This is a genomic window from Gordonia rubripertincta, assembly GCF_038024875.1.
In the GTDB taxonomy this organism is placed as follows: domain Bacteria; phylum Actinomycetota; class Actinomycetes; order Mycobacteriales; family Mycobacteriaceae; genus Gordonia; species Gordonia rubripertincta.
Genome location: NZ_CP136136.1, coordinates 2,445,921 through 2,466,656 on the forward strand (window position 1 = coordinate 2,445,921; position 20,736 = coordinate 2,466,656).

Annotated in this window: 17 protein-coding genes and 4 tRNA genes; 14 read left to right on the forward strand and 7 right to left on the reverse strand. The window is 67.8% G+C overall.

Annotation, left to right across the window (positions count from 1 at the left end):
• Nucleotides 1-410: 410 nt before the first annotated feature.
• A tRNA-Lys gene (locus tag RVF83_RS11090) sits at nucleotides 411-483 on the reverse strand.
• A gap of 392 nt (nucleotides 484-875) precedes the next feature.
• On the opposite strand from RVF83_RS11090, the gene RVF83_RS11095 reads away from it, so the two are divergent.
• The 4 genes from RVF83_RS11095 (at nucleotide 876) to RVF83_RS11110 (ending at nucleotide 2,599) form a co-directional block, all read left to right on the forward strand.
• Nucleotides 876-2,129 (forward strand): IS256 family transposase, encoded by a 1,254-nt coding sequence (locus RVF83_RS11095; protein ID WP_005199596.1) that lies wholly within the window; start codon nucleotides 876-878, stop codon nucleotides 2,127-2,129.
• Nucleotides 2,130-2,277: 148 nt separating this feature from the next.
• Nucleotides 2,278-2,350: transfer RNA gene (locus RVF83_RS11100), tRNA-Glu, on the forward strand.
• A gap of 48 nt (nucleotides 2,351-2,398) precedes the next feature.
• Nucleotides 2,399-2,475: transfer RNA gene (locus RVF83_RS11105), tRNA-Asp, on the forward strand.
• A 47-nt stretch (nucleotides 2,476-2,522) separates the two neighbouring features.
• Nucleotides 2,523-2,599, forward strand: a tRNA-Phe gene (locus RVF83_RS11110).
• Nucleotides 2,600-2,668: 69 nt separating this feature from the next.
• Here the strand turns inward: RVF83_RS11110 and RVF83_RS11115 are convergent.
• Nucleotides 2,669-3,763, reverse strand: coding sequence for a tyrosine-type recombinase/integrase (locus RVF83_RS11115; protein ID WP_005196675.1), 1,095 nt, complete (start codon nucleotides 3,761-3,763; stop codon nucleotides 2,669-2,671).
• A 469-nt stretch (nucleotides 3,764-4,232) separates the two neighbouring features.
• Here RVF83_RS11115 and RVF83_RS11120 point away from each other — a divergent pair, with 469 nt between their 5' ends.
• The 6 genes from RVF83_RS11120 to RVF83_RS11145 all read left to right on the forward strand — a co-directional run bounded on the left by RVF83_RS11120 (nucleotide 4,233) and on the right by RVF83_RS11145 (nucleotide 10,471).
• The gene (locus RVF83_RS11120; protein ID WP_005196677.1) at nucleotides 4,233-5,279 is read left to right on the forward strand and encodes a hypothetical protein; all 1,047 of its coding nucleotides are present in this window, start codon (nucleotides 4,233-4,235) and stop codon (nucleotides 5,277-5,279) included.
• Entirely contained in the window at nucleotides 5,276-5,878 is a 603-nt protein-coding gene (locus tag RVF83_RS11125; RefSeq protein WP_005196680.1) for an NUDIX hydrolase, read from the forward strand. Before RVF83_RS11120 ends, RVF83_RS11125 begins: the two co-directional genes overlap by 4 nt.
• A 147-nt stretch (nucleotides 5,879-6,025) precedes the next feature.
• On the forward strand, nucleotides 6,026-6,394 hold the full coding sequence (locus tag RVF83_RS11130; RefSeq protein ID WP_247602464.1) for a hypothetical protein: 369 nt from the start codon (nucleotides 6,026-6,028) through the stop codon (nucleotides 6,392-6,394).
• Between the two features lie 605 nt (nucleotides 6,395-6,999).
• Nucleotides 7,000-7,551 carry a YceI family protein gene (locus tag RVF83_RS11135; protein ID WP_005196684.1) on the forward strand — a complete coding sequence of 184 codons (552 nt, stop codon included), beginning with the start codon at nucleotides 7,000-7,002 and terminating at the stop codon, nucleotides 7,549-7,551.
• 194 nt (nucleotides 7,552-7,745) lie between these two features.
• Nucleotides 7,746-9,461: an adenylate/guanylate cyclase domain-containing protein gene (locus RVF83_RS11140; RefSeq protein ID WP_005196686.1), complete on the forward strand. Its 1,716-nt coding sequence runs from the start codon at nucleotides 7,746-7,748 to the stop codon at nucleotides 9,459-9,461.
• A gap of 122 nt (nucleotides 9,462-9,583) precedes the next feature.
• On the forward strand, nucleotides 9,584-10,471 hold the full coding sequence (locus RVF83_RS11145) for an oxidoreductase (RefSeq protein WP_005196688.1): 888 nt from the start codon (nucleotides 9,584-9,586) through the stop codon (nucleotides 10,469-10,471).
• A gap of 80 nt (nucleotides 10,472-10,551) precedes the next feature.
• On the opposite strand, the gene RVF83_RS11150 is transcribed toward RVF83_RS11145, so the two are convergent.
• The gene (locus tag RVF83_RS11150) at nucleotides 10,552-11,064 is read right to left on the reverse strand and encodes a hypothetical protein (RefSeq protein ID WP_005196689.1); all 513 of its coding nucleotides are present in this window, start codon (nucleotides 11,062-11,064) and stop codon (nucleotides 10,552-10,554) included.
• Between the two features lie 325 nt (nucleotides 11,065-11,389).
• Between RVF83_RS11150 and RVF83_RS11155 the strand changes: the two genes are divergently transcribed.
• Entirely contained in the window at nucleotides 11,390-12,019 is a 630-nt protein-coding gene (locus RVF83_RS11155; protein WP_005196692.1) for an alpha-ketoglutarate-dependent dioxygenase AlkB, read from the forward strand.
• A 58-nt stretch (nucleotides 12,020-12,077) separates the two neighbouring features.
• Here RVF83_RS11155 and RVF83_RS11160 read toward each other — a convergent pair whose 3' ends face one another.
• Genes RVF83_RS11160 through RVF83_RS11170 form a run of 3 tightly spaced genes read right to left on the reverse strand, consistent with a single transcriptional unit; the run spans nucleotide 12,078 to nucleotide 15,908 of the window.
• Nucleotides 12,078-13,799 (reverse strand): GMC oxidoreductase, encoded by a 1,722-nt coding sequence (locus tag RVF83_RS11160; RefSeq protein WP_168432644.1) that lies wholly within the window; start codon nucleotides 13,797-13,799, stop codon nucleotides 12,078-12,080.
• A complete protein-coding gene (locus RVF83_RS11165; RefSeq protein WP_005196706.1) occupies nucleotides 13,796-15,334 on the reverse strand; it encodes a flavin-containing monooxygenase in 1,539 nt (512 codons plus the stop codon). The genes RVF83_RS11160 and RVF83_RS11165 overlap by 4 nt, the downstream gene beginning before the upstream one ends.
• The gene (locus tag RVF83_RS11170; RefSeq protein WP_039880196.1) at nucleotides 15,327-15,908 is read right to left on the reverse strand and encodes a TetR/AcrR family transcriptional regulator; all 582 of its coding nucleotides are present in this window, start codon (nucleotides 15,906-15,908) and stop codon (nucleotides 15,327-15,329) included. Before RVF83_RS11170 ends, RVF83_RS11165 begins: the two co-directional genes overlap by 8 nt.
• A 150-nt stretch (nucleotides 15,909-16,058) precedes the next feature.
• Here RVF83_RS11170 and RVF83_RS11175 point away from each other — a divergent pair, with 150 nt between their 5' ends.
• Nucleotides 16,059-17,042 (forward strand): TIGR03560 family F420-dependent LLM class oxidoreductase, encoded by a 984-nt coding sequence (locus RVF83_RS11175; RefSeq protein WP_005196708.1) that lies wholly within the window; start codon nucleotides 16,059-16,061, stop codon nucleotides 17,040-17,042.
• 42 nt (nucleotides 17,043-17,084) lie between these two features.
• Here the strand turns inward: RVF83_RS11175 and RVF83_RS11180 are convergent, their stop codons facing one another.
• On the reverse strand, nucleotides 17,085-18,251 hold the full coding sequence (locus tag RVF83_RS11180) for a pyridoxal phosphate-dependent aminotransferase (RefSeq protein ID WP_039880197.1): 1,167 nt from the start codon (nucleotides 18,249-18,251) through the stop codon (nucleotides 17,085-17,087).
• Nucleotides 18,252-18,352: 101 nt separating this feature from the next.
• Here RVF83_RS11180 and RVF83_RS11185 point away from each other — a divergent pair, with 101 nt between their 5' ends.
• Nucleotides 18,353-18,907, forward strand: a complete 555-nt coding sequence (locus tag RVF83_RS11185; protein WP_005196710.1) for a hypothetical protein — start codon at nucleotides 18,353-18,355, stop codon at nucleotides 18,905-18,907.
• 132 nt (nucleotides 18,908-19,039) lie between these two features.
• Nucleotides 19,040-20,734: a serine/threonine-protein kinase gene (locus tag RVF83_RS11190; RefSeq protein WP_005196711.1), complete on the forward strand. Its 1,695-nt coding sequence runs from the start codon at nucleotides 19,040-19,042 to the stop codon at nucleotides 20,732-20,734.
• The last annotated feature ends 2 nt before the right edge of the window (nucleotides 20,735-20,736 follow it).

Here is a 20,736-nt window from a genome sequence, read left to right on the forward strand (position 1 = left end):
CGCGCTCCGCGTATGGATCTGAAGACTGTCGCTCATGACTGGAACGTGGCGACTAAGATTCAACCGCAAGTAGTGGAGTCTCATGGGACAAGTCGCTAGTGCAGTCGGTGCATGTCGTTAGCTTGCCCACCGGGCTGGGTGCCTGCTCATCGATCTGATAATCGTCGTTCTGTGTGGGTGGTCTGGCTTGCCTGCCAGGTCGTTTCGCGTTGGTAGCAGTCCTGTTGTCCCCGTATGGGCGGCCTTGGGCTGCACCTACCCGTGCTGTTTCCGTGGTATGCGTACAGCCGATTCCGTCGACAGCGGCGCGTGGTCCGCGACTAGACCACCATTGGGATGATCACTGCCGCAGGGGTGCGAAGGCGTTTCGGGGGGCGGAACATCTTGTCGGCTCCGCCTGATCAGAGAGGTGCCCCCACCAGGGCTCGAACCTGGGACCTGCGGATTAAAAGTCCGTAGCTCTACCAACTGAGCTATAGGGGCGTACCCCGGCGAGCCGGGGCGTCGATTAGTTTACAGCTTGCTGCGACGGGGTGAACGGGGGCCTGTGGGTGTGTCGAGCCGGCCGCGGGACTGTGTCCGGTGGGGCTGTGAGGGCACTTGGTTTCGAGGCTTGTTGCGAGGCCTTCGTGGCTCGTCGCTATCGCTCCTCGCACCTCAGGCGGCGGGGGGTTGGTGGCTCGTCGCTATCGCTCCTCGCACCTCGGGCAGCGGGGGGTCGCACCTCAGGCAGCTAGGGGGCCAGTAGTGCCCCATAGAGTGGTGTAACTCGGTGGCCGAGATCGTGTCTGACGCTGTGTTGTTGACCGATGCAAAGCGGCCACCGCGTGATCCTTCGAGTCAACCTTCCACAGAATCCTCGAGGAGTCATCGCGATGACCGCACCCCATATTGTCGACCCTGCCGGCCTACTCGGCCAAGCCCTCGCAGACGCGTCGCCGGATCTGATGCGCGAACTGCTACAGACTATGATCAACGCCCTGCTCTCGGCGGATGCCGACGCCGTGTGCGGTGCCGAATGGAACGCACGATCTTCCGAACGCACCAACCGCCGCAACGGCTACCGTCACCGCCCCCTCGACACCCGGGTCGGCACCGTCGACGTCGCCATTCCGAAGCTACGCTCGGGCAGCTACTTTCCCGAGTGGCTCCTCGAACGTCGCAAGCGGGCCGAGTCAGCGCTGATCACCGTCGTGGCCGACTGCTACCTGGCCGGTGTATCGACCCGCCGGATGGACAAACTGGTCAAGACACTCGGCATCGACTCACTGTCGAAGTCGCAGGTCTCACGCATGGCCGAAGACCTCGACGAGCAGGTCGCCGCATTCCGGCACCGCCGCCTCGACGAAGCCGGACCGTTCACCTTCGTCACCGCCGATGCGTTGACGATCAAAGTTCGTGAGAACAAGCAGGTCGTCAAGGCCGTCGTGCTGCTGGCGACCGGCGTCAATGGCGACGGCCACCGCGAGGTGTTGGGCATGCAGGTGGCCACCAGTGAGACCAAGGCATCGTGGAACACCTTCTTCGCCGACCTGGTGGCCCGCGGCCTGGGCGGGGTGCGCTTGGTGACCTCCGATGCTCATGCCGGGCTCATCGAGGCGATCGCAGCGAACCTGCCCGGCGCGGTATGGCAGCGCTGCCGCACCCACTACGCCGCCAACCTCATGGCAGTGTGCCCCAAGTCCATGTGGCCGGCGGTAAAAGCGATGCTGCACAGCGTGTATGACCAGCCCACCGCCACCGCGGTGCACGAGCAGTTCGACCGGCTCCTCGAATACACCGACGGCCGATTGCCCGAGGTCGCCGACCACCTCGGCGACGCCCGCGAGGACCTGCTCGCCTTCACCGGGTTCCCCGACGACGTGTGGCGCCAGATCTGGTCTAACAACCCCACCGAACGGCTCAACCGCGAGATCCGCCGCCGCACCGACGTTGTGGGCATCTTCCCCAACCGCGACGCCATCATCCGCCTCATCGGCGCCGTCCTGGCCGAACAGACCGACGAATGGGCCGAAGGCCGCCGCTACCTCGGACTCGAAGTCCTCAGCCGCTGCCGACTTACCCTGACCACCGACACCCCAACACCGACGGAGGCGACCACCGATCCACTGATGCAACTACCCGCCTGACCCCCGAAGGATCAGAAACGAGTTACACCACTACTCGGGGCTTGACCAGGGGGCCACAACGGCCGTTTTAGCCCACTGACCACACGATTTGTGGTTTGCTCGAAACCTGTCATAAGCTATGCGAGCTCCCAGCGGAGAAGCGAGACCGGCCCCCTTCGTCTAGCGGCCTAGGACGCCGCCCTTTCAAGGCGGTAGCGCGGGTTCGAATCCCGTAGGGGGTACGCCTGGACGGCACTCGGAAACGAGAGTCGGACAGAACAACTAAACAAGGCCCTGTGGCGCAGTTGGTTAGCGCGCCGCCCTGTCACGGCGGAGGTCGCGGGTTCGAGTCCCGTCAGGGTCGCCAGAGATGACCGGCGCATTCGGTTCTACCGGATGCGCCGGTTCTCTTAGGGCCAGGTAGCTCAGTTGGTACGAGCGTCCGCCTGAAAAGCGGAAGGTCGTCGGTTCGATCCCGACTCTGGCCACCATGAAAACCTCCCGGTTGATCCGGGGGGTTGTTCTGGTTTCCTAGCTCGGGTCGGTGGCGCCCACGCCGGTCACGGGTCCTCCGGAACCCCCTCGGTGATCTCCACCACGCGGGCATCCAGGGCGTCGGCCACCGCGTCGAGCTCCCCGTCGAACAGGTCCGCGTAGGTGTGTGCGGTCACCGTGATCGAGGCATGACCCATCGCCACCTGCAGCAGCCGCAGATCGGCGCCGGCGGCGCGGGCCAGACTCGCATAGGTGTGGCGCAGATCGTGCACCCGCAGCGTCGGATAGCCCAACGCGGTGACCTGCTCCCGCCACCGCACCGCACGCACCCAGTTCTCCCGGCTCAACCGCGCCCCGCGCGGTGAGGTGACCGCCGGCGCGGTACGGGGCCGACCGTCGACGCGGGCGGCCAGCACCGCAACCAGCGACCGGGGGAGCGGCACCGTGCGAATCCCGGCCCGGCTCTTGGGTTTCCCGGTCGTCAGGGTGCCGCCGACCTGGGTCATCGAGCGGCGGACCGAGATCCGCCGGCGGACCAGGTCCACATCGGCCACGTTCAGCCCGGTCAGCTCACCCCAGCGCAGCCCCGTGTAGGCGAGGATGCGCACGATGTCGCCCTGCGCGCGGCAGCGGATCGCCAGCTCGTCGACCTCGGCGTGTGTGAGATAGAGGTGCTCGGCCAGATCCAGCGGCGGGAACACCGTCCGCTCGGCCGGGTTCTTCACCAGCAGGCCCTCGAGCACCGCATGCGCCAGGATCATCCGCAGCAGCGAATGCCGCCACCGCTTGGTCCGCGGTGAGCAGTCCATCGCGTTCACCCATTCCTGGATGGACTCGCGGTCGACCTTGGTCACCGGCCAGGTCCCGAACGCCGGCGCCACGTGCAGCCGCCAGTTGTCGGTGAAGCCGCGCCGCACCTTGGGCGTCACATCCTGGCGGGTGGCCAGCCACGACGCGTACACCGCGGCGACGGTGAATGTGTCGCCGCGCCGGGGGTCGAACACCACGCCCCGGGTGCGGGCGGTGATCGCCTCGGCCTCGAAGGCGCGGGCCTCGCGCAGCGTGCCGAATGCCTTGCTGCGGCTGCGCCCGTCGGGCAGCCGCCAGGTCACCCGCCAGCGGGATGCGCCCGTGGCCGTCCGGTACTTGGTGAGGCTCATCGGGGCCGGCGGGGGGTCAGATGTGCGGGGATGGCGATCCCTCCGTACACGTCGTGGGTGGGGCGGTCGGTCCACACTCAGACGCATGCGGCGGGTGCGCGGTTCCCGCCGGGGGAGTCCGCGGCACCCGGCGATGGGTGTCGTGGTGGCCGACCACCCGCCGCCCCGTGCGCGGGGCGAGGGACGAGATCGGCACGCACACAGCGGATTCGCGGCCATCGCCGGCACCGGACGGGTCGATCCGGTCGGCCGGTTCGTCGGTCGGGCACGTCGTGACCCGATGGTGGGTCCGCGACCGCGCCCCCTTATCGGGGCGTAGAGGTGAGATCGACGACCGCACGCGACGAGCCCCCGAGCGAGCCGGCTCATTGCGCTGCGGTGTCGTCTGTTTCGTGCCGCGCACAGTGATTGCCGCGGTGCCGGATCGTCGACCCGCAATACTCACCTCATGAGAAGTCGCACTACCTCGGTGATCGTCCGCAGTGCCTACGGGACCGCGGCCGTCGAGTGGTTCCTCATCATCGCGATCGCCACCATCCTCCTCACCCGGTTGTATCTGCAGCTGACCGGCTACCCGCAGGTCGGCGGCGGCACCCTGCACATCGCCCACGCCCTGTGGGGTGGGGCGCTGATGATGGTCGCCCTCGTCACCGGCTGGTTGTTCCTCGGCGCCACCGCGCGGGTGGTGGCGGTGGTGGCGGGCGGCATCGGATTCGGGTTGTTCCTCGACGAGGTCGGCAAGTTCGTCACCCGCGACAACGACTACTTCTACGGGCCGTCGGCGGAGATCATGTACGTGCTCGTCGTGCTGGTGCTGCTGATCAGCCGCATCGTCCGGGACGTCAAGCCGCCCACCGGCGCCGAGGCGCTGGCCAATGCGGCGTCGATCGCCGCCGACGGTGTCGCCCACGGCCTCCCCGAGCGTCGTCGACGCCAGGCCGAGGAGTTCCTCGCTGCCGCCGCCCACCACGGCTTCGACGTCGACACCATCGGCAACGTCCGTGCCCTGCTCGAGTCGAGCAGGGACACCCCGGACCGGCTGATGATCCTGCGCGACCGGGCCGTGGCCCTCATCCCGGACTTCCTGCGCAGCCCGCGGTGGGTGTCGATCGTGGGCTGGTTCCTCGTGGTGGCCTCGGCCGGCGGGGTCGTCGTCGGCGCCCTGAGTTTCGTGTTCACCAAGGACCGCTTCGACGACCTCGACATCTACATCGAGCTCGCCGACAACCGCATCGCCACCTGGATCCTGTTCGCCAGCGCGATCGCGACGCTGACGCTCGCGTTGCCCGCCATGCTGGCCCGCCGGCGGGGGACCGCCGGACTCGGGCCGCTGCGGACGTTGCGCATCGCCGCGCTGGTGTTCCTGCTGAGCAACGCGCTCGTCGACTTCGCGATGGAAGGCTTCGGAGCCCTGCTCAACCTCGCGATCGGCCTGTTCGCGCTCAGTGTGGTCAGCTACCACCTCGGGCAGGCGGTCACGGCGTCGAACGGGACCCGTGATCAACTGAGGGTGTGACCCACCTCGAACGGGCCGTGGCGGCCGCACGCGTCGACGCCTTCGCACACCGAACCGTCGACCAGCCCGGGGCGGCGGCCGCGGCCGTCGTGCTGGCGGTCTCGGAGAAGGACGGTCAGCAGGGCATCTGGCTGTGCAAACGGCCGCCGACGATGCGCCGCCACGCCGCGCAGTTCGCACTTCCCGGCGGCCGGCTGGACCCGGGGGAGGACTCCGTCACCGCGGGCCTGCGCGAGCTCGACGAGGAGCTCGGGGTGCAGCTCCCGCCCAGCTCGGTGCTCGGGATGCTCGACGACTATCCGACGCGGTCGGGGTTCGTGATCACCCCGATCGTCTGCTGGGCCGAGCAGTACCAGGAGCCGACCCCGAATCCCGCCGAGGTGGCGCAGCTGTTCTTCGTGACCTTCGCCGAGCTGGCCGTCGAGCCGCGATTCCTGACGATCCCGCAGTCGGACCGCCCGGTGATCCAGCTGCCGATCGTCGATGCGCTGGTCCACGCGCCGACCGCCGCGGTGATCTACCAGTTCGCCGAGGTCGTGCTGCGGGACCGCCCGACCCGCGTCGACGAGTTCGAGCAACCCGTCTTCGCCTGGAAATAGGCACCATTCGGGACATTTGACCGAGCTGTACGATCGTCCCATCTCGACTTCACTGTTCTCAGATACGCTCTGCGACAAGGATTTCCGCTGAACAGACGACACGGATTTGTCTGGCGGGTCACCCGCCGGTTGGGCATGATTACCGACGTGGACAACGCCCATTCGTCGGAGACGGCAGCTGACGCGGAGACAGCGGCGAAATCGTCGGCCGGAGACCGCTCACGTGACCGGACGGCGACGCCGGGGTCGGCGCCGCCGCCGATCGAACCGGCGAAGGTGGTGTACCGCTACGAGTACAACGATCCCTACGCGCCCATGTCCACACGCAACCAGGTCCTGCTGGGCTGTGCGATCTCCGTCGTCGTGATCGCCTTCATGGTGGCCGCGCTCGTCATCGGGCGCGGATATGCCCTCGTAGCGGCCGGTCACCGATCGCCACGGTCCCCCATTCCGGTGGCGGGTAGGCGCTGGATCGGTGGTTTCGGCCCCCCGCGGTACCGGGTACCGATCCCGTAGCCGGTCACCCCTGACTCACGTCGCGATGCCCGGCGGGGTGTCCGGCGTTGAGCCGCCAGCGTCGGACACCACCTACCCGACGTGAGCGGATCGGGCGTCGTCGACCCGGTCTGGTCGGACCCGACCGAGTTGACCGGCGCGAGTTTCGAGAGACGCGGCACCGGGTACAGAGATGATCCGGTCGGGTTCCTCCCCCCGATACCCGACCGGGCGGTCGGGGTTTCCCCCCAAACCCACGACCGAGGATGCCCGGGCTGAGGACCATCAGCCCGGGCACCCGCATTCTTCATGCCGTGGTCCAGCTCTGCCAGGCCGCCGCAGCGTCGCACACCGGAGACCCTCGGCAGGGTGCGGCGTGGGGCGAGGCTGCGGCACCACGGCGCCGTCCGGTCAGCCGGTCCGCACTCATCTGGCCGATACGTCTTGTCGGCGATTTCGGTGTCGAGGGTTCGAGCCCGGAGCGCGGCGGTCAGCGCGGTGATGCGGATCACGTCAGAAAATCCAGACCCGGGAATGAATACGGACCACGGTCCGTTTACAGTAGCGATGGGTCGAACAGGCCCACGCGAACCGAGAACCACTCGCTCGTCTGGAAGGACGCAATCATGACCGCAGCCACCACCGTCAAGGCACCGATCCCCGCCGGCACCTGGACCATCGACGCCGTCCACTCCACCGTCGGCTTCTCCGTCAAGCACCTCATGGTCAGCAAGGTGCGCGGCACCTTCGACACCTTCTCCGGCACCATCACCGTGTCCGAGGACGGCACCCCCGCCGTGCAGGCCGAGATCGACGTGACCTCGATCAACACCAAGAACGAGCAGCGCGACGGCCACATCAAGTCGGCCGACTTCTTCGACGCCGAGCAGTTCCCCAAGGCCACCTTCGTCTCCACCGGCGTCCGCCAGAACGGCGACGACTACGTCCTCGACGGTGACTTCACCCTGAAGGGCGTCACCAAGCCGGTCAGCCTGGAACTCGAGTACAACGGCACCAACCCGGGCATGGGCCAGGGCGTGGTCGCCGGATTCGACGCCAAGACCGTCATCAACCGCAAGGACTTCGGCATCGACATCGAGATGCCGCTCGAGGGTGGCGGCGTCGTCGTCGGCGACAAGATCACCATCACGCTCGAGATCGAGGCTCTCCAGGCCTGATCTTCCCCAGACCCCCGGCCGGGCTCGACACCCCAGAGCCCGGACGGCCCACAGACCGGCACCACGCATCCCCCGCGTCGGTGCCGGTCTGTTCTTGTCGGGCCGGGAGGACGACCCACATCGGGACCTTTGCCGGGACACGGGCATCACGGACTTCGGTAGGCTGCGGGTACCGCCAGGAGGCAGGAGAGCCCATGGGACGCAGGCGCCGCACCCGCCGTGTCGTGCCGTGGATGCGGTTGCGACGCCGCACCGCCGGGATGCTGTGGGGACTGCCCACGGTGCCGAGTCCGAGGGCGTGGGCCCGGGTCGGCCCGGACATGCGGATCCGGATCGCCCGCCACGCGACCGTCACGGCGATGATCGCCGTCGTCGTCAGCAACGCGCTGGTCGGTGTCGAGACCTTCCTGCTCGTGCAGCTCGCGTTCAACGGCGGCCAGCTCACCTTCGCCGAGACCCTCGGCGCCCCCAACTTCCCGGCTGTCGTCGGCGCGATCGTCACCGGCATCGTGGTGAATCTGCTGCTCGGCCTGCTCGTACTCCGTCCCCAGCTGGACTGGTTCGTCAGCTGCCGGCCCGCCGACCATGCGCGTCGACGGGCCGTGCAACGCCTCCCCGCCTTCGAGCTCCTCGTCACCGTGGGTGCCTGGTTCAGTGCCGCACTGTTCTATGTGTTCGTCGCCGACGACCTCAGCGTCGCGACGGTCGCCGGTGTCGCCGTGGCGTTCACGCTCGCCGGCCTGTCGAGTGCGTGTCTGACCTATCTGTTCGTCGAACGCGCGGCCCGACCCCTGTCCATCGTCGTCCTCGAGGACTTTCCGGCCAACCACGTCATGAACGGCGTCCGCATCCGGCTGCTCGCGGTGTGGGCGGTGAGTTCGGCGGTGCCCATGATCGGCCTGCTCACCGTGAACGCCGGACGCTTCACCGGGATGCTGCCCGACGTCTACGGCGCCGTCGACTGGACCACCGTGATCCTCACCGTCGTCGGACTGGCCGCCGGCGCCCGCGTCATCGTCCTGGTCGGACAGGCCATCACCGATCCGCTGACCGAGATGCGTCGGGCCGTCCACCGCGTCGACCACGGCGACTACAACGCCCGCGTCCCCGTCTACGACTCCTCGGAACTCGGTGTGCTGCAACACGGATTCAACGTGATGGTGCAGGGACTCGCCGAACGCGACCGCATGCGCGAGATCTTCGCCCGGCACGTCGGCGACACGGTCGCCGAACTCGCCATCAACGACGGCGTCGGCATGCACGGCACCAACACCGAGGTCGGTGTCCTCTTCGTCGACATCGTCGGCTCGACGCGGCTGTCTCAGAATCGCAGCCCCGACGACGTCGCCGAACTGCTCAACGCGTTCTTCAGCATCGTCTTCGACGTGGTCGACCAGCACTCCGGCTTCGTCAACAAATTCGAGGGCGACGCCGCGCTCGCCGTCTTCGGGGCACCCGTCGAACTCGACGACCCGGCCGGACATGCGCTCGCCGCCGCCCGCGACCTCGCCGACCGCCTCGCCAAGAGCCTCGACATCCGATGGGGGATCGGCGTCTCCTACGGTGAGGTGTTCGCCGGCAACATCGGCGCCGAACGACGCTACGAATACACCGTCATCGGCGACCCGGTCAACGAATGCGCCCGCCTGTCCGACATGGCCAAGACCGGCCGCATCCCCGCCCTCGCCAGCGGTGCCGCCATCGACGCGGCCGCCGAGGAAGCCGACGAATGGGAACTCCTCGGCAGCCGCATCATGCGTGGCCGCACCCAGCCCACCGAGTTCTACGCCCCCACCGAACTCGTCGAACGGCTCGCATCGTCGCGCAACCTGATCGCCGAGTTGCTGCGTCCGGCCCGGCGCATCGTCGGCGCCGGCCCGCTCCGGCTCATGACGTTCTTCGGCGGCTGAGACCAGGTCGCCGAGGCCGCGTGCTCGAGACGAATCGTTGACGCCGTTCGGGGCCGTCAATAGCGTGGACCGCAGGGTCTCGGCGACGACGCCGGGCCACACACCATCTCAGGGGGCTGCGAATGAACGGTTGGACGTCAGCGAACATTCCGGATCAGACAGGTCGCACCGTCGTGGTCACCGGCGCCAACAGCGGACTCGGCGCGGAGACGGCGAAAGCGCTGGTCGGCGCCGGGGCCTCGGTCATCCTGGCGTGTCGCAACACCGCCAAGGCCGATGCCGTGGCGTCGAAGCTGGGACCCAACGCGACCGTTGCCCAGCTCGATCTGGCGGACCTGTCGTCCGTCCGTGCGTTTGCGTCGAGCTTCACCGGCGCCGACGTCCTGATCAACAATGCGGGTCTCATGGCCGTGCCGCTCCGACGCACCGCCGACGGCTTCGAGATGCAGATCGGCACAAACCATCTGGGCCACTTCGCGCTCACCGCGCTGCTGCTGCCGAAGATCACCGACCGCGTCGTCACCGTGTCGTCGGGCGTGCACCAGATCGGCAACATCCAGCTCGACGACCTCAACTGGGAGAAGCGTCGTTACCGTCGCTGGCAGGCCTACGGTGATTCCAAGATGGCCAACCTCATGTTCGGACTCGAACTCGCCAAGCGGTTGGCGGAGGCCGGCTCGTCGAAGCAGTCGTTCATCGCCCACCCCGGTTATGCCGCAACGGAATTGCAGGGCCGGAGCGAGAACTTCATGGATGTCCTGGCGAAGCTGTCGAACAAGCTGCCCATCGCGCAGCCGGCCGCCGACGGAGCCCTGCCGCAGCTGTACGCCGCGACAATGTCGGGCCTGCCGTCGGGTACGTACTACGGACCGACCAAGTTCTTCGGGCTGCACGGCGCACCCGGACGGAACAAGTACAAGAAAGCCGCCGATGACGCGGAGTTCCGTGCGGCGCTGTGGGCGGAGTCGGAGAAGCTGACCGGGGAGAAGTTCGACGTGGCGGCAAGCTGACCGCCTGCTGACAGAAAGTGCGGGATGAGTGCCGGAAAACGGCTCTCATCCCGCACTTTGTGTCTGGGGGTTCGCGGTGACTACTCGACCGAGAAGGCGATGCTGTTCGACGCGCCGGAGACCAGGTCGGTGACGCGGATGGTGAAGTTGCCGCCGCCCTTGAAGAAGTAGGACTTCACCGCGGTGCAGTCCTGCGTCTTGTACAGCGCGGCTTCCTTGGGCACCTTGGGTCCGGCGAGGCGGACCTCCATGCGGCACTCGTTGCCGTCGACGATGGGGCCGGCGTCGATGATGGAGTTCCAGCGCACGCCGAGACGCGAGTTCTTCGGGAAGGTGCCCGGGGTGATCTCGCGAGCGCCCTTCGGGTTGTAGACCCAGACGTTGATGGACTTCACGCCGTTGCGCGCGTCGGGGCGGCCGAGCTTGCCGTAGTGGGTGACCTTGTCGCCCGACGAGCCGAACGCCGAGCTTCCGGAGTCCAGGCTGCCGCTGGCGCTACCGAACAGATCGCCGATCGGGTCGGCGGTCGCCGGAGCGATCGGGATCAGCATGGCGGCAGCAGCCAGCAGGCCGGCGATACCGGTGCGCTTCATCGAGTTCCCCCTTGCAACGATTTATAACGGAATGATTAAAGCATCGACTCGAAACGCTTGCTGTGGGCCACTTCACAAACCAGCGCTCATGTGGCGACCGGAAGGGCGCCGGGCCACCACCGAGGCCGGCTGAGAACGGCCTGAGCTGCGCCGACGATCGGCGAGGTGCTGCTGAAAAATGTGAGGGACGCCTCGTTGGTGAAAAGGATTCGAATGGTGCGAATCGCTCACTCGGTCGTTCGCGCTCACCGTCGAGGGTCGGCGCGAAAAGACTCGGGGAGTGAATCATCGAACGTGCGTTCGATTCGAGTGTACGGTGGGATGCATGTCCATCGGCATCCAGGGATCGTTGTTCGCCGAGGCGGCCGCGGAGCCGGCCCTGTCGGACCTGTCGACCTCGGTGACGCGGCGTCCGCTCACCGACGGCGCGTGGGTAGATCTGTGCCCGGGCTGGATCAGCGGTCCGGATGAGTTGTTCGATCGGCTTCGACGCGATGTCCCGTGGCGGGCCGAGCGGCGGCAGATGTACGACCGCGTCGTCGACGTCCCGCGGCTGGTCTCGATCTACCAGAAGGACGATCCATTCCCGGATGGGTTGATCACCGAGATGCGCTCATCGTTGTCGCGGTATTACCGCGACGAGCTGCCCGAAGGGTTCGCGACCGCCGGGATCAGTCTGTACCGCGACGGCAACGACTCCGTCGCCTGGCACGGGGACCGTATCGGCCGAGCGTCGACACACGACACGATGGTCGCGATCATCTCCCTCGGCGCCCCGCGGCCGCTCATGCTGCGGCCGCGGGGCGGCGGGAAGTCGTTGAAGTTCACCCTGTCGTCCGGTGACCTGCTGGTCATGGGCGGCAGCTGCCAGCGCACCTGGGAACATGCGGTACCCAAGGTGCGCGGCGTCGGCGCCCGGATCAGCATCCAGATGCGGCCGCCGGGGGTGTGGTGACCGGCACTCGGGATGTCGACGTTGTGGACGCCGTATACCCACAACCTCGACGAAATCCCTAGCCGGCGTTGGAGATCGGCGTGATCGGCAACCGCAGCGCGGCCGGCGCATGGTCGGGCACCGTCGGTCGGGCCGGCGGTACCGGGGCGACCGGCTCGTAGGACGCCCCGAGTTCTGGGCGCGGGTCGGCCTCGCCGGCATTCGGCCACATGGCGAGAGCCCGTTCGGCCTGAGCGGTGATCGTCAGCGACGGGTTCACGCCCAGGTTCGCCGACACCGTCGAACCGTCGACGATGTGCAGCCCCGGATGGTTGAACACGCGGTGATACGGATCCACGACGCCGTCGGCGGCGGACCGCCCGATCGAGCAACCGCCCAGGAAGTGCGCGGTCATCGGGATGTTCAGCCAGTCGACGACGGAACCGCCGGCGTCGCCGTCGATCTCGTCGGCCATCTTGCGGACGGCTTCGTGGCCGACGGGGATCCAGGTCGGCGGGGGATCGCCGTCACCCTGCTTGCTGCGCAGCATCGGACCGAAACGACCACGGCGGGCGAACAGTTCGAGGGAGTTGTCGGCGGTCTGCATCACCAGGGCGATGATCGTGCGCTCCGACCAGCGTCGAACCGAGAGTCCACGCAAGGTGACCAGCGGGTGCCGGATCATCTCCACGATCGCCGCGAGCGGGCGCGGCAGGCGGCCGTCACCGTCGATGAGCATCGCCTGCAACAGCCCGATCAGGTTGCTGCCCTTGCCGTATCGCACCGGCTCGATGTGCGTGTGCTCGTTCGGATGGAACGACGACGTGATCGCCACACCCTCGGTGTAGTCGACCTTCAGGTCGGTGGCGGTCGCCGCCAGGACGGCCTCCGAGTTGGTGCGCACCACCTTGCCCAGACGCGACGAGAGGCCGGGCAGGTTGCCACTCTGCTGCATGTTCAGCAGCAACTTGTTGGTGCCGTACGTGCCGGCCGCGAACACCACGTGATCGGCGGTGAACGAACGGCGGCCTCGACGCGACCGGCGTCGACCGGTTCGATGCGATCCGACCGTGTACCCGCCGTCCGACAGCGGGCGGACGGTGTCGACGGTCGTCATCGGGATGACGGTCGCACCGGCCTGTTCGGCGAGATACAGATAGTTCTTGACCAGGGTGTTCTTCGCGCCGACCGGGCAGCCGGTCATGCACGCGCCGCAGTCCGTGCAGCCGGTGCGGGCGGGGCCGGCACCGCCGAAGAACGGGTCCTCGACGGTCTTGCCCGGCTCGCCGAAGAAGACGCCGACGGGGGTGTGGACGAAGGTGTCGCCGGCGCCCATGTCCTCGGCGACCTTGCGCATGACGCGGTCGGCGGGCGTGACCTTCGGGTAGGTGGTCACGCCGAGCATGCGGGATGCCTGGTCGTAGTAGGGGTCGAGTTCGGCGGCCCAGTCGGTGATCCGACCCCAGTGCGGGTCGTCGAAGAACGCGGGGAGAGGTCGGTAGAGCGTGTTCGCGTAGTTCAGCGAGCCGCCGCCGACGCCGGCACCGGCCATGACCAGCACGTCGCGCAGCAGGTGCATCCGCTGCACGCCGAACATGCCCAGGGCCGGGGCCCACACGTAATCCCTGAGGCGCCAACTGGTCTTGGGCAGGTCGGCGTCGGCGAACCGACGGCCCGACTCGATGACCGCGACTCGATAACCCTTCTCGGTCAGGCGGAGTGCGGCCACCGAGCCGCCGAATCCGGAACCGATGACGATGGCGTCGTAGTGGTCGACGTCGTTGCGACCGGGTCGTTTCACTGGGCGAGGGTCCTTTCGGGATCGGTGTCGGTGGCGGTGGCGTCGACGGTTTCGGGAACGGCCGGGATGGCGTCGTCGAAGCGGTGGTCGGCGGCTTCGAAGGACGCCATCTGGCGGCGGAAGTCGCTGGTGAACTTGGGCCACATCACCGAGTTGCGGCCGGTCGAGTCGAGGTACCAGCTCGAGCACCCGCCCGAATTCCACACGGTGCGTTCCAGTTCGGGGTCGAGGTCGGCGTTGTAGGCGTCCTGCGCGGCCTGGGTGACCTCGAAGGTCGAGTGCCCGGATCGGGTGACCTCGGCGATCGCCTGGGACATGTAGTACGCCTGCGGCTCGAGCATCAGCACGATCGAGCTGTGGCCCAGGTTGGTGTTGGGGCCGTACAGGAAAAAGAGATTCGGGAAGCCGTGGACCTCGACGCCGCGGTAGGCGCGCGGCGATCCCTGCCAGGCCTCGGCCAGGGTGCGGCCGTCACGGCCGGTGACGGCCTTCGCGATGGGTGGCTGGGTGGGGGTGAACCCGGTGGCGAAGACGACGGTGTCGACCTCGTGCTCACGACCCTGATCGTCGACGGCGCCGTTCGCGGTGAGGCGGGTGATGGCGCCGGTCACAGTGGCGTTGTCGCGCTGCAGGGCGGGGAACCACTTGTTGGTCAACAGCATCCGCTTGCAGCCGATGGTGTACTCGGGGGTGAGGCGCTTGCGCAGGGCGCGGTCACGGACCTGGACCCTGAGTTGCACCAGGGCAAGGGTTTTCGCGATCGGCAGCAGCTTGGGGTTGCGGGCCATCATCAGCACGTAGGCCTCGCGGTAGGCCCACACCATCTTGCGGACCAGGCGGTGCACGCCGGGGACGCGCTTGTAGAGGGCGCGTTCCATCGGGCCGATGTTGCGGTCCAGGCGCGGCACGACCCAGGCGGGGGTGCGCTGGAAGACGGTGAGATGTCCGACGGTGTCGACGATCTCGGGCACGATCTGGATCGCCGATGCGCCGGTGCCGACGATGGCGACCTTGCGTCCGCGCAGGTCGTGGGTGTGATCCCACTGGGCGGAGTGGAACATCGTCCCGGTGAACTCGTCGGCACCCGGAACCTCGGGGAGGCCCGGCTCGGACAATGCGCCCGGCGCGGCGACGAGGAAGCGGGTCCGGATCCGACCCTGTGTCGTGTCGACGACCCACTCCTGCGCGGCGCCATCCCAGCGAGCGGCGGTCAGCGCGCAGTTGTAGCGGATCTGATCCTCGTAATCGGCTGCGACCGAACGCAGGTAGTTGTGGATCTCGTGGCGCCGGCCGTAGGTGTGGGACCAGTCCGGGTTCGGCGCGAACGACAGCGAGTAGAGCGAGGTCGGGACGTCGCAGGCCGCGCCGGGATAGTCGTTCTCGCGCCAGACCCCGCCGGCGCCCTCGGCGCGCTCGATCGCGAGGGTCGTCAGACCGGGATGGTCCTTGCGGAGCCGGTGCAGTGCGGCGAGGCCGCCGAATCCGACGCCGACGACGAGAACGTCGACGTGGTCGGGCAGCGAGATGTCAGCCATGGTTCAACAGGTCCTTCCAGATGGGCAGCAGTCGGTCGAGGTATTCGCGGTCGGCGTCGGGGGATCGCAGGATGCGCGACACCGCGAGGCCGCGTGCGAGTTCGATGGAGAGTTCGAGTTCGGCCGGGGTGTAGCGGTCGCCGAAGATCTCGGCGCAACCCACGGCGAGGGCGTCGGAGACCCGCTGCTCGAGCGGGATCAGCGCGGTGCGCAGCCCGACGTCGCAGCGCGCGGCCACCCAGAGTTCGAGTGCGGCGTCGAACAGCGGCCCGCTGAACGCCTCGATCAGGACCTCGAGTCCCTCGTCGCCGGTGCGCGGACGAGAAAGGATTTCTTCGAGGCGACGGTCGACGAGGTGTGCGACCGCCGCGACGACCAAGGATTCCCGGGTGGGGAAGTGGTGCAGCAGCGCGCCGCGGGAGACACCCGCGCGCCGGTTGACCTCCTGGGTGGTGGTGGCCGCATAGCCGACCTCGACCAGCGCGTCGACCGCGGCGTCGAGGACCCGGGTGCGGGTCGCCGCGGTGCGCTCGGCCTGGGTACGCCGTCGCGGGGTGCTGGTGGGCTCGGTCACAGTGGTGAGCGTAACACACAAACAGTCCGGACTGCTTGTAAGTCGTGAACCGGATCGCCTACCCACCCGTTCTCCGTAAACCCACCCGGCGCGCGGAGGGTGGAAACACGGAAAGGCGGTGGGTTTGCGGGGCGGGGTAGGTTCGACGGCATGCGATTCGGACTCTTCATTCCCCAGGGCTGGCGGCTTGATCTCGTGGGTATCGACCCGTCGAACCAGTGGGAGGTGATGTCGTCGGTCGCGAACCGCGCCGAATCCGCCGGCTGGGACTCGGTCTGGGTCTACGACCACTTCCACACCGTCCCGCTGCCGACCGACGAGGCCACGCACGAGGCGTGGACCCTCGTCTCGGCGCTCGCCGCGACGACGAGCCGCGTCGACATCGGCCAGATGTGCACCGCGATGAGCTACCGCAACCCGATGTATCTGGCGAAGGTCGCGGCCACCGCGGACCTCATCTCCGGCGGACGAGTGCAGATGGGTATCGGCGGCGGCTGGTACGAGCACGAATGGCGCGCCTACGGGTACGGGTTCCCCTCGGCCGGTGAGCGTCTCGCCCGGCTCGACGAGGGCGTGCAGATCATGAAGCAGGCGTGGGAGACCGGCCGCGCCACCCTCGACGGCAAGCACTACACCGTCAACGACGCCATCTGTCAGCCGCAGCCGGCCGCGGGGAGGCTGCCGCTGTGGATCGCCGGTGGCGGCGAGAAGAAGACGCTGCGAATTGCGGCGCAGTTCGCCGACTACACCAACTTCGACGGCACGCCGGAGGGCTTCGCCCACAAATCATCGGTGCTGCAACAGCATTGCGCCGACCTCGGACGCGACTTCGACGCGATCGTCCGATCGGCGAACTACAACGTCATCCTCGGCGAGACCGACGCCGACGTGCAGCGCAAGCTCGAGGACCTCGAGGCGCGGCTCGCGAAGATCGTCGGACCCGAAGCGGCATCGGCCAGCATGGGCGCCTTCCGCGGGATGCCCGCGGTCGGGACACCGGAGACCGTCGCCGAGAACCTCCGCGGACTCGAGGCGGCGGGGATGACCTACGGGATCTACTACTTCCCGACCATCGCCCACGATCGCGAGGACCTCGAGCTCTTCGAACAACACGTGGTGCCGGCGCTGCGCTGAGGGAGCGAGGTAGTCGTCGCCGGCGTTACTCGAGTCGCAGGGTCAGAGCTTGCGCAACCGCTCCGCGGCGTCGGCGATGACGTCGTCGCGTTTGGCAAAGGCGAAGCGGATGAGGTGATGCCAGGGTTGGCGGTCGTCGGCGAACACGCTGATCGGCACCGCGGCGACGCCGATGCGTTCCGGCAGCGACCGGCAGAACTCGATGCCGTCGTCGACGCCGAGGGGGCGGGGGTCGGCGCAGACGAAATAGGTTGCCTCGCTGCGGTGTACGTCAAAACCCGCGTCGAGGAGGGCGGCGGTGATCATGTCGCGCTTGTTCTGCAGCGCGGCGGCCGAAGCCCGGACCCAACCGAGCTCGTTGTCGAGGGCGTGTGCGACGGCCGGCTGGAACGGGCCCGACCCGACGTAGGACATGTACTGCTTGGCGGTCTTGGTCGCGGCGACCAGTTCGGGCGGTCCGCTGATCCAGCCGACCTTCCAGCCGGTGCAGTTGAATGTCTTGGCAGCACTCGAGATCCGGAGCGTGCGCTCCTTCATGCCGGGCAGGGTCGCGATCGGGGTGTGGGTGCGGCCGTCGAACACCAGGTGTTCGTACACCTCGTCGGCGACCACGATCACGTCGAATTCGATACAGAGTCGCGCGATCTCGGCGAGATCGTCCTCGGAGAGCACGGTGCCGGTCGGGTTGTGGGGCGTGTTCAGCATGAACACTGCGCTCTTCGGGCCGAAGGCGTCGGCGAGGCGTTCGCGGTCCAGGCGGAAACCGTCGCCGTCGGGGACGAGCGGCACGACGCGTCGTACACCTCCGGCCATCGCGGCGGCGGCCGCGTAGGCGTCGTAGTAGGGCTCGATCATGATGACCTCGTCGCCGGGCTCGATGAGTCCGACGACGGCCCCGGCGATCGCCTCGGTGGCGCCGACGGTGATGAGTACTTCCCGGTTGGGGTCGTAGTCGAGGCCGTAGTGCTCCTGCTGGTGGCGGGCGACCGCATGCCGCAGCTCGGGGACACCGATGCCGGGTGGGTACTGGTTGTGGCCGTCGGTGATGGCGCGGCGGGCGGCCTCGAGCATCGACTCCGGGCCGTCGGTGTCGGGGAATCCCTGCCCCAGATTGATGGCGTCGTGCTCGACGGCGAGGGCCGACATCTCGGCGAAGATCGTGGTCATGAACGGCCGCAAACGGGTTGCGGTCCTGCTCTCGAATGACATGCGTCCAGGGTGGCACACCGGTCCCGGGGTGGAACCGGGACTCGGTCGGAGCTGCCCGATTCCCGCGTTTTGCAACGTCGTTGCAGCGTACGATCCCTCGCATGACAGCGCCGGAAGTGGTTCACCAGCACGGTCGCGCGGTAGGTGTGGTCGCCGCGATCGTGGCGTGTGCGGCGCTGTTCGTCCTGGATGCGTGTTCCTCGGTCGACCGCGTGACCAACAACGTCTCGAAGCCGACCGACGTGGCGATCGGGCAGTGCGTGCAGGTCAGGTCGGCCGACGGCGACCAGGCGAACGTCGAGGCGACGAAGGCCAAGTGTGACGCCGACGGGATGACCTTCATCGCGTCGCAGGTCGTTCCCGGTGAGTGTGACGCGTTCGAGAACTATCTGACCTTCCCGGACACCTCTGACCGCCTGTGTCTGATGCCGAACTTCGTCCAGGGCCAGTGCTACGAGATCCCGCAGTCGGCGGGAGGGTCGCTGGTCGACTTCAAACAAGTCGACTGCACCGCCGAAGCGGGCGCCGAGTCCGTGGTCTACCGCGTCGAAACGGTCGGTGACGGGTCGATGGAATGTGCCGAAAACCAGGTCAAGGCCACCTACGAGAAGCCGGAACCGCGCGTGTTCTGCCTGGCGTCACTGTCGGGTGCCTGACACCGTCGCGCTCGGAAGCAGGCCACCCCTGGGTGGTTGGAGTTGAGCGACGCGAGGACACGTTGTGGTCGCCGCGCACGATCCGGAGGTGCAGACTGAGCGAACCTGCCCGGAGGAGGATAAGGAGGAGCGATGCCGCGGAATCCCGGCGAACACTTCGCCGGCTACACGATCATCCGACTCATCGGCCGCGGCGGAATGGGCGAGATCTACCTGGCCCGGCACCCGCATCTGCCGCGCAACGAGGCACTGAAGGTCCTGCCCGCGGAACTCAGCCGCGACCCGATGTACCGGCAGCGGTTCGTCAAAGAGGCCGAACACGCCTCGAGCGTCGTGCACCCGTCGATCGTCACGATTTTCAACTCCGGCGAGTACGACGGCCATCTGTGGATCGCAATGGAGTTCATCGACGGCATCGACGCACTCGAACTGCTGCGGAAGACGCCGCAGGGCCTCGACCCCCAGACGGTCATCGCCGTCGTCCGATCCGTCGGCGCCGCCCTCGACCGTGCCCACGCCACCGGCCTTTTGCACCGTGACGTCAAACCCGCCAACATCCTGCTCCAGGGCCTCGACGGTTCGGAACCGCGAGTGTTGCTCGCGGACTTCGGGATCGCGAAGTCCGAACAGGACGTCAGCCACCTGACGTCGACCAACGTCTTTCTCGGCACCGTGGCGTACGCGGCGCCGGAGCAGCTACTGGGAGATCCGGTCGACGCCCGCGCCGATCAATACGCGCTGGCCGCCACTGTTTTCGAACTCCTCACCGGACGGCCCCCGTTCCAGGGCGCGAGCACGGCGTCGATCATCGCCCACCATCTGCAGTCGATGCCGCCGCGACTGTCGAGCCTGCGTCCCGGGATCTCACCCGCCGCCGACGCGGTGTTCAGCCGCGCACTCGCCAAAGAGCCCGATCGTCGCTACCCGTCGTGCCGCGAGTTCGGTGTCGAGCTCGAACGTGCACTGACCGCGCCCCAACCGGCGCCGCGGGGTGCCCCCTATCACCAGCCGGCAGCCAACCCACCGCCGCGACCGTCGCAACCCCCGCAGTCGCCGCATGGGGGCCGGCCGTCGTATGCGGCCTCTTCGCCCGGGTCACCGGGCTATCCGCTCGGACAACCCCCGCCGGGGACGTATCCCGGCGGCTACCAGGGATATCCGTCGCAACCCGGCCACCCGACGCCGTCGTCCGAGAAGAAGGGCTCGGGGGTTCTGGTCGCGCTCGGTGCGGTGGCGCTGGTCCTCGTGCTCGCGATCGTGGCCGGCGTCGTCTACGTGGCGACCAAGGTGTCGTCGACGCCCGACGCTTCGGGGACGTCGACCACCGCGTCGGCGCCGGCGGCGACCACCCCGAGTCGGGGTCCCGCGGCGCGAACGACCGATTCGACGCCACTGTCGGTGACGGGTCCCGACGACGTGCAGGTCGGCGAGTGCGTCAACATCGCCATGCAGGCCGGGTCGTCGACGACGGTGCTGGCGTCGAAGGTGGACTGCGAATCGTCAGGCCTGAACTTCTACACCGCGTCGATCATCCCCACTGCGACTGCCTGTGTCAGCGAACAGAATTCGACGCTGACCTTCCCGAACAGCTCCCGGAAGCTGTGCCTCACCCCGAACTTCTACGAGGGACTCTGCTACCTGATCCCGAAGGAGGACGGGTCGCTGGCCGACTACCGCGAGGTCCCGTGCACGAGTGCACCCGCGTTGCGGACGGTGCTCGCGCAGGTGACCAGGCGAGGCGCGTCGACCGTCACCTGCGCTGCCGGCGAGGCCCGCTGGACGTTCCTCCAGCCCGAGTCGATCGGGTACTGCCTGATGGAGGTGTGAAG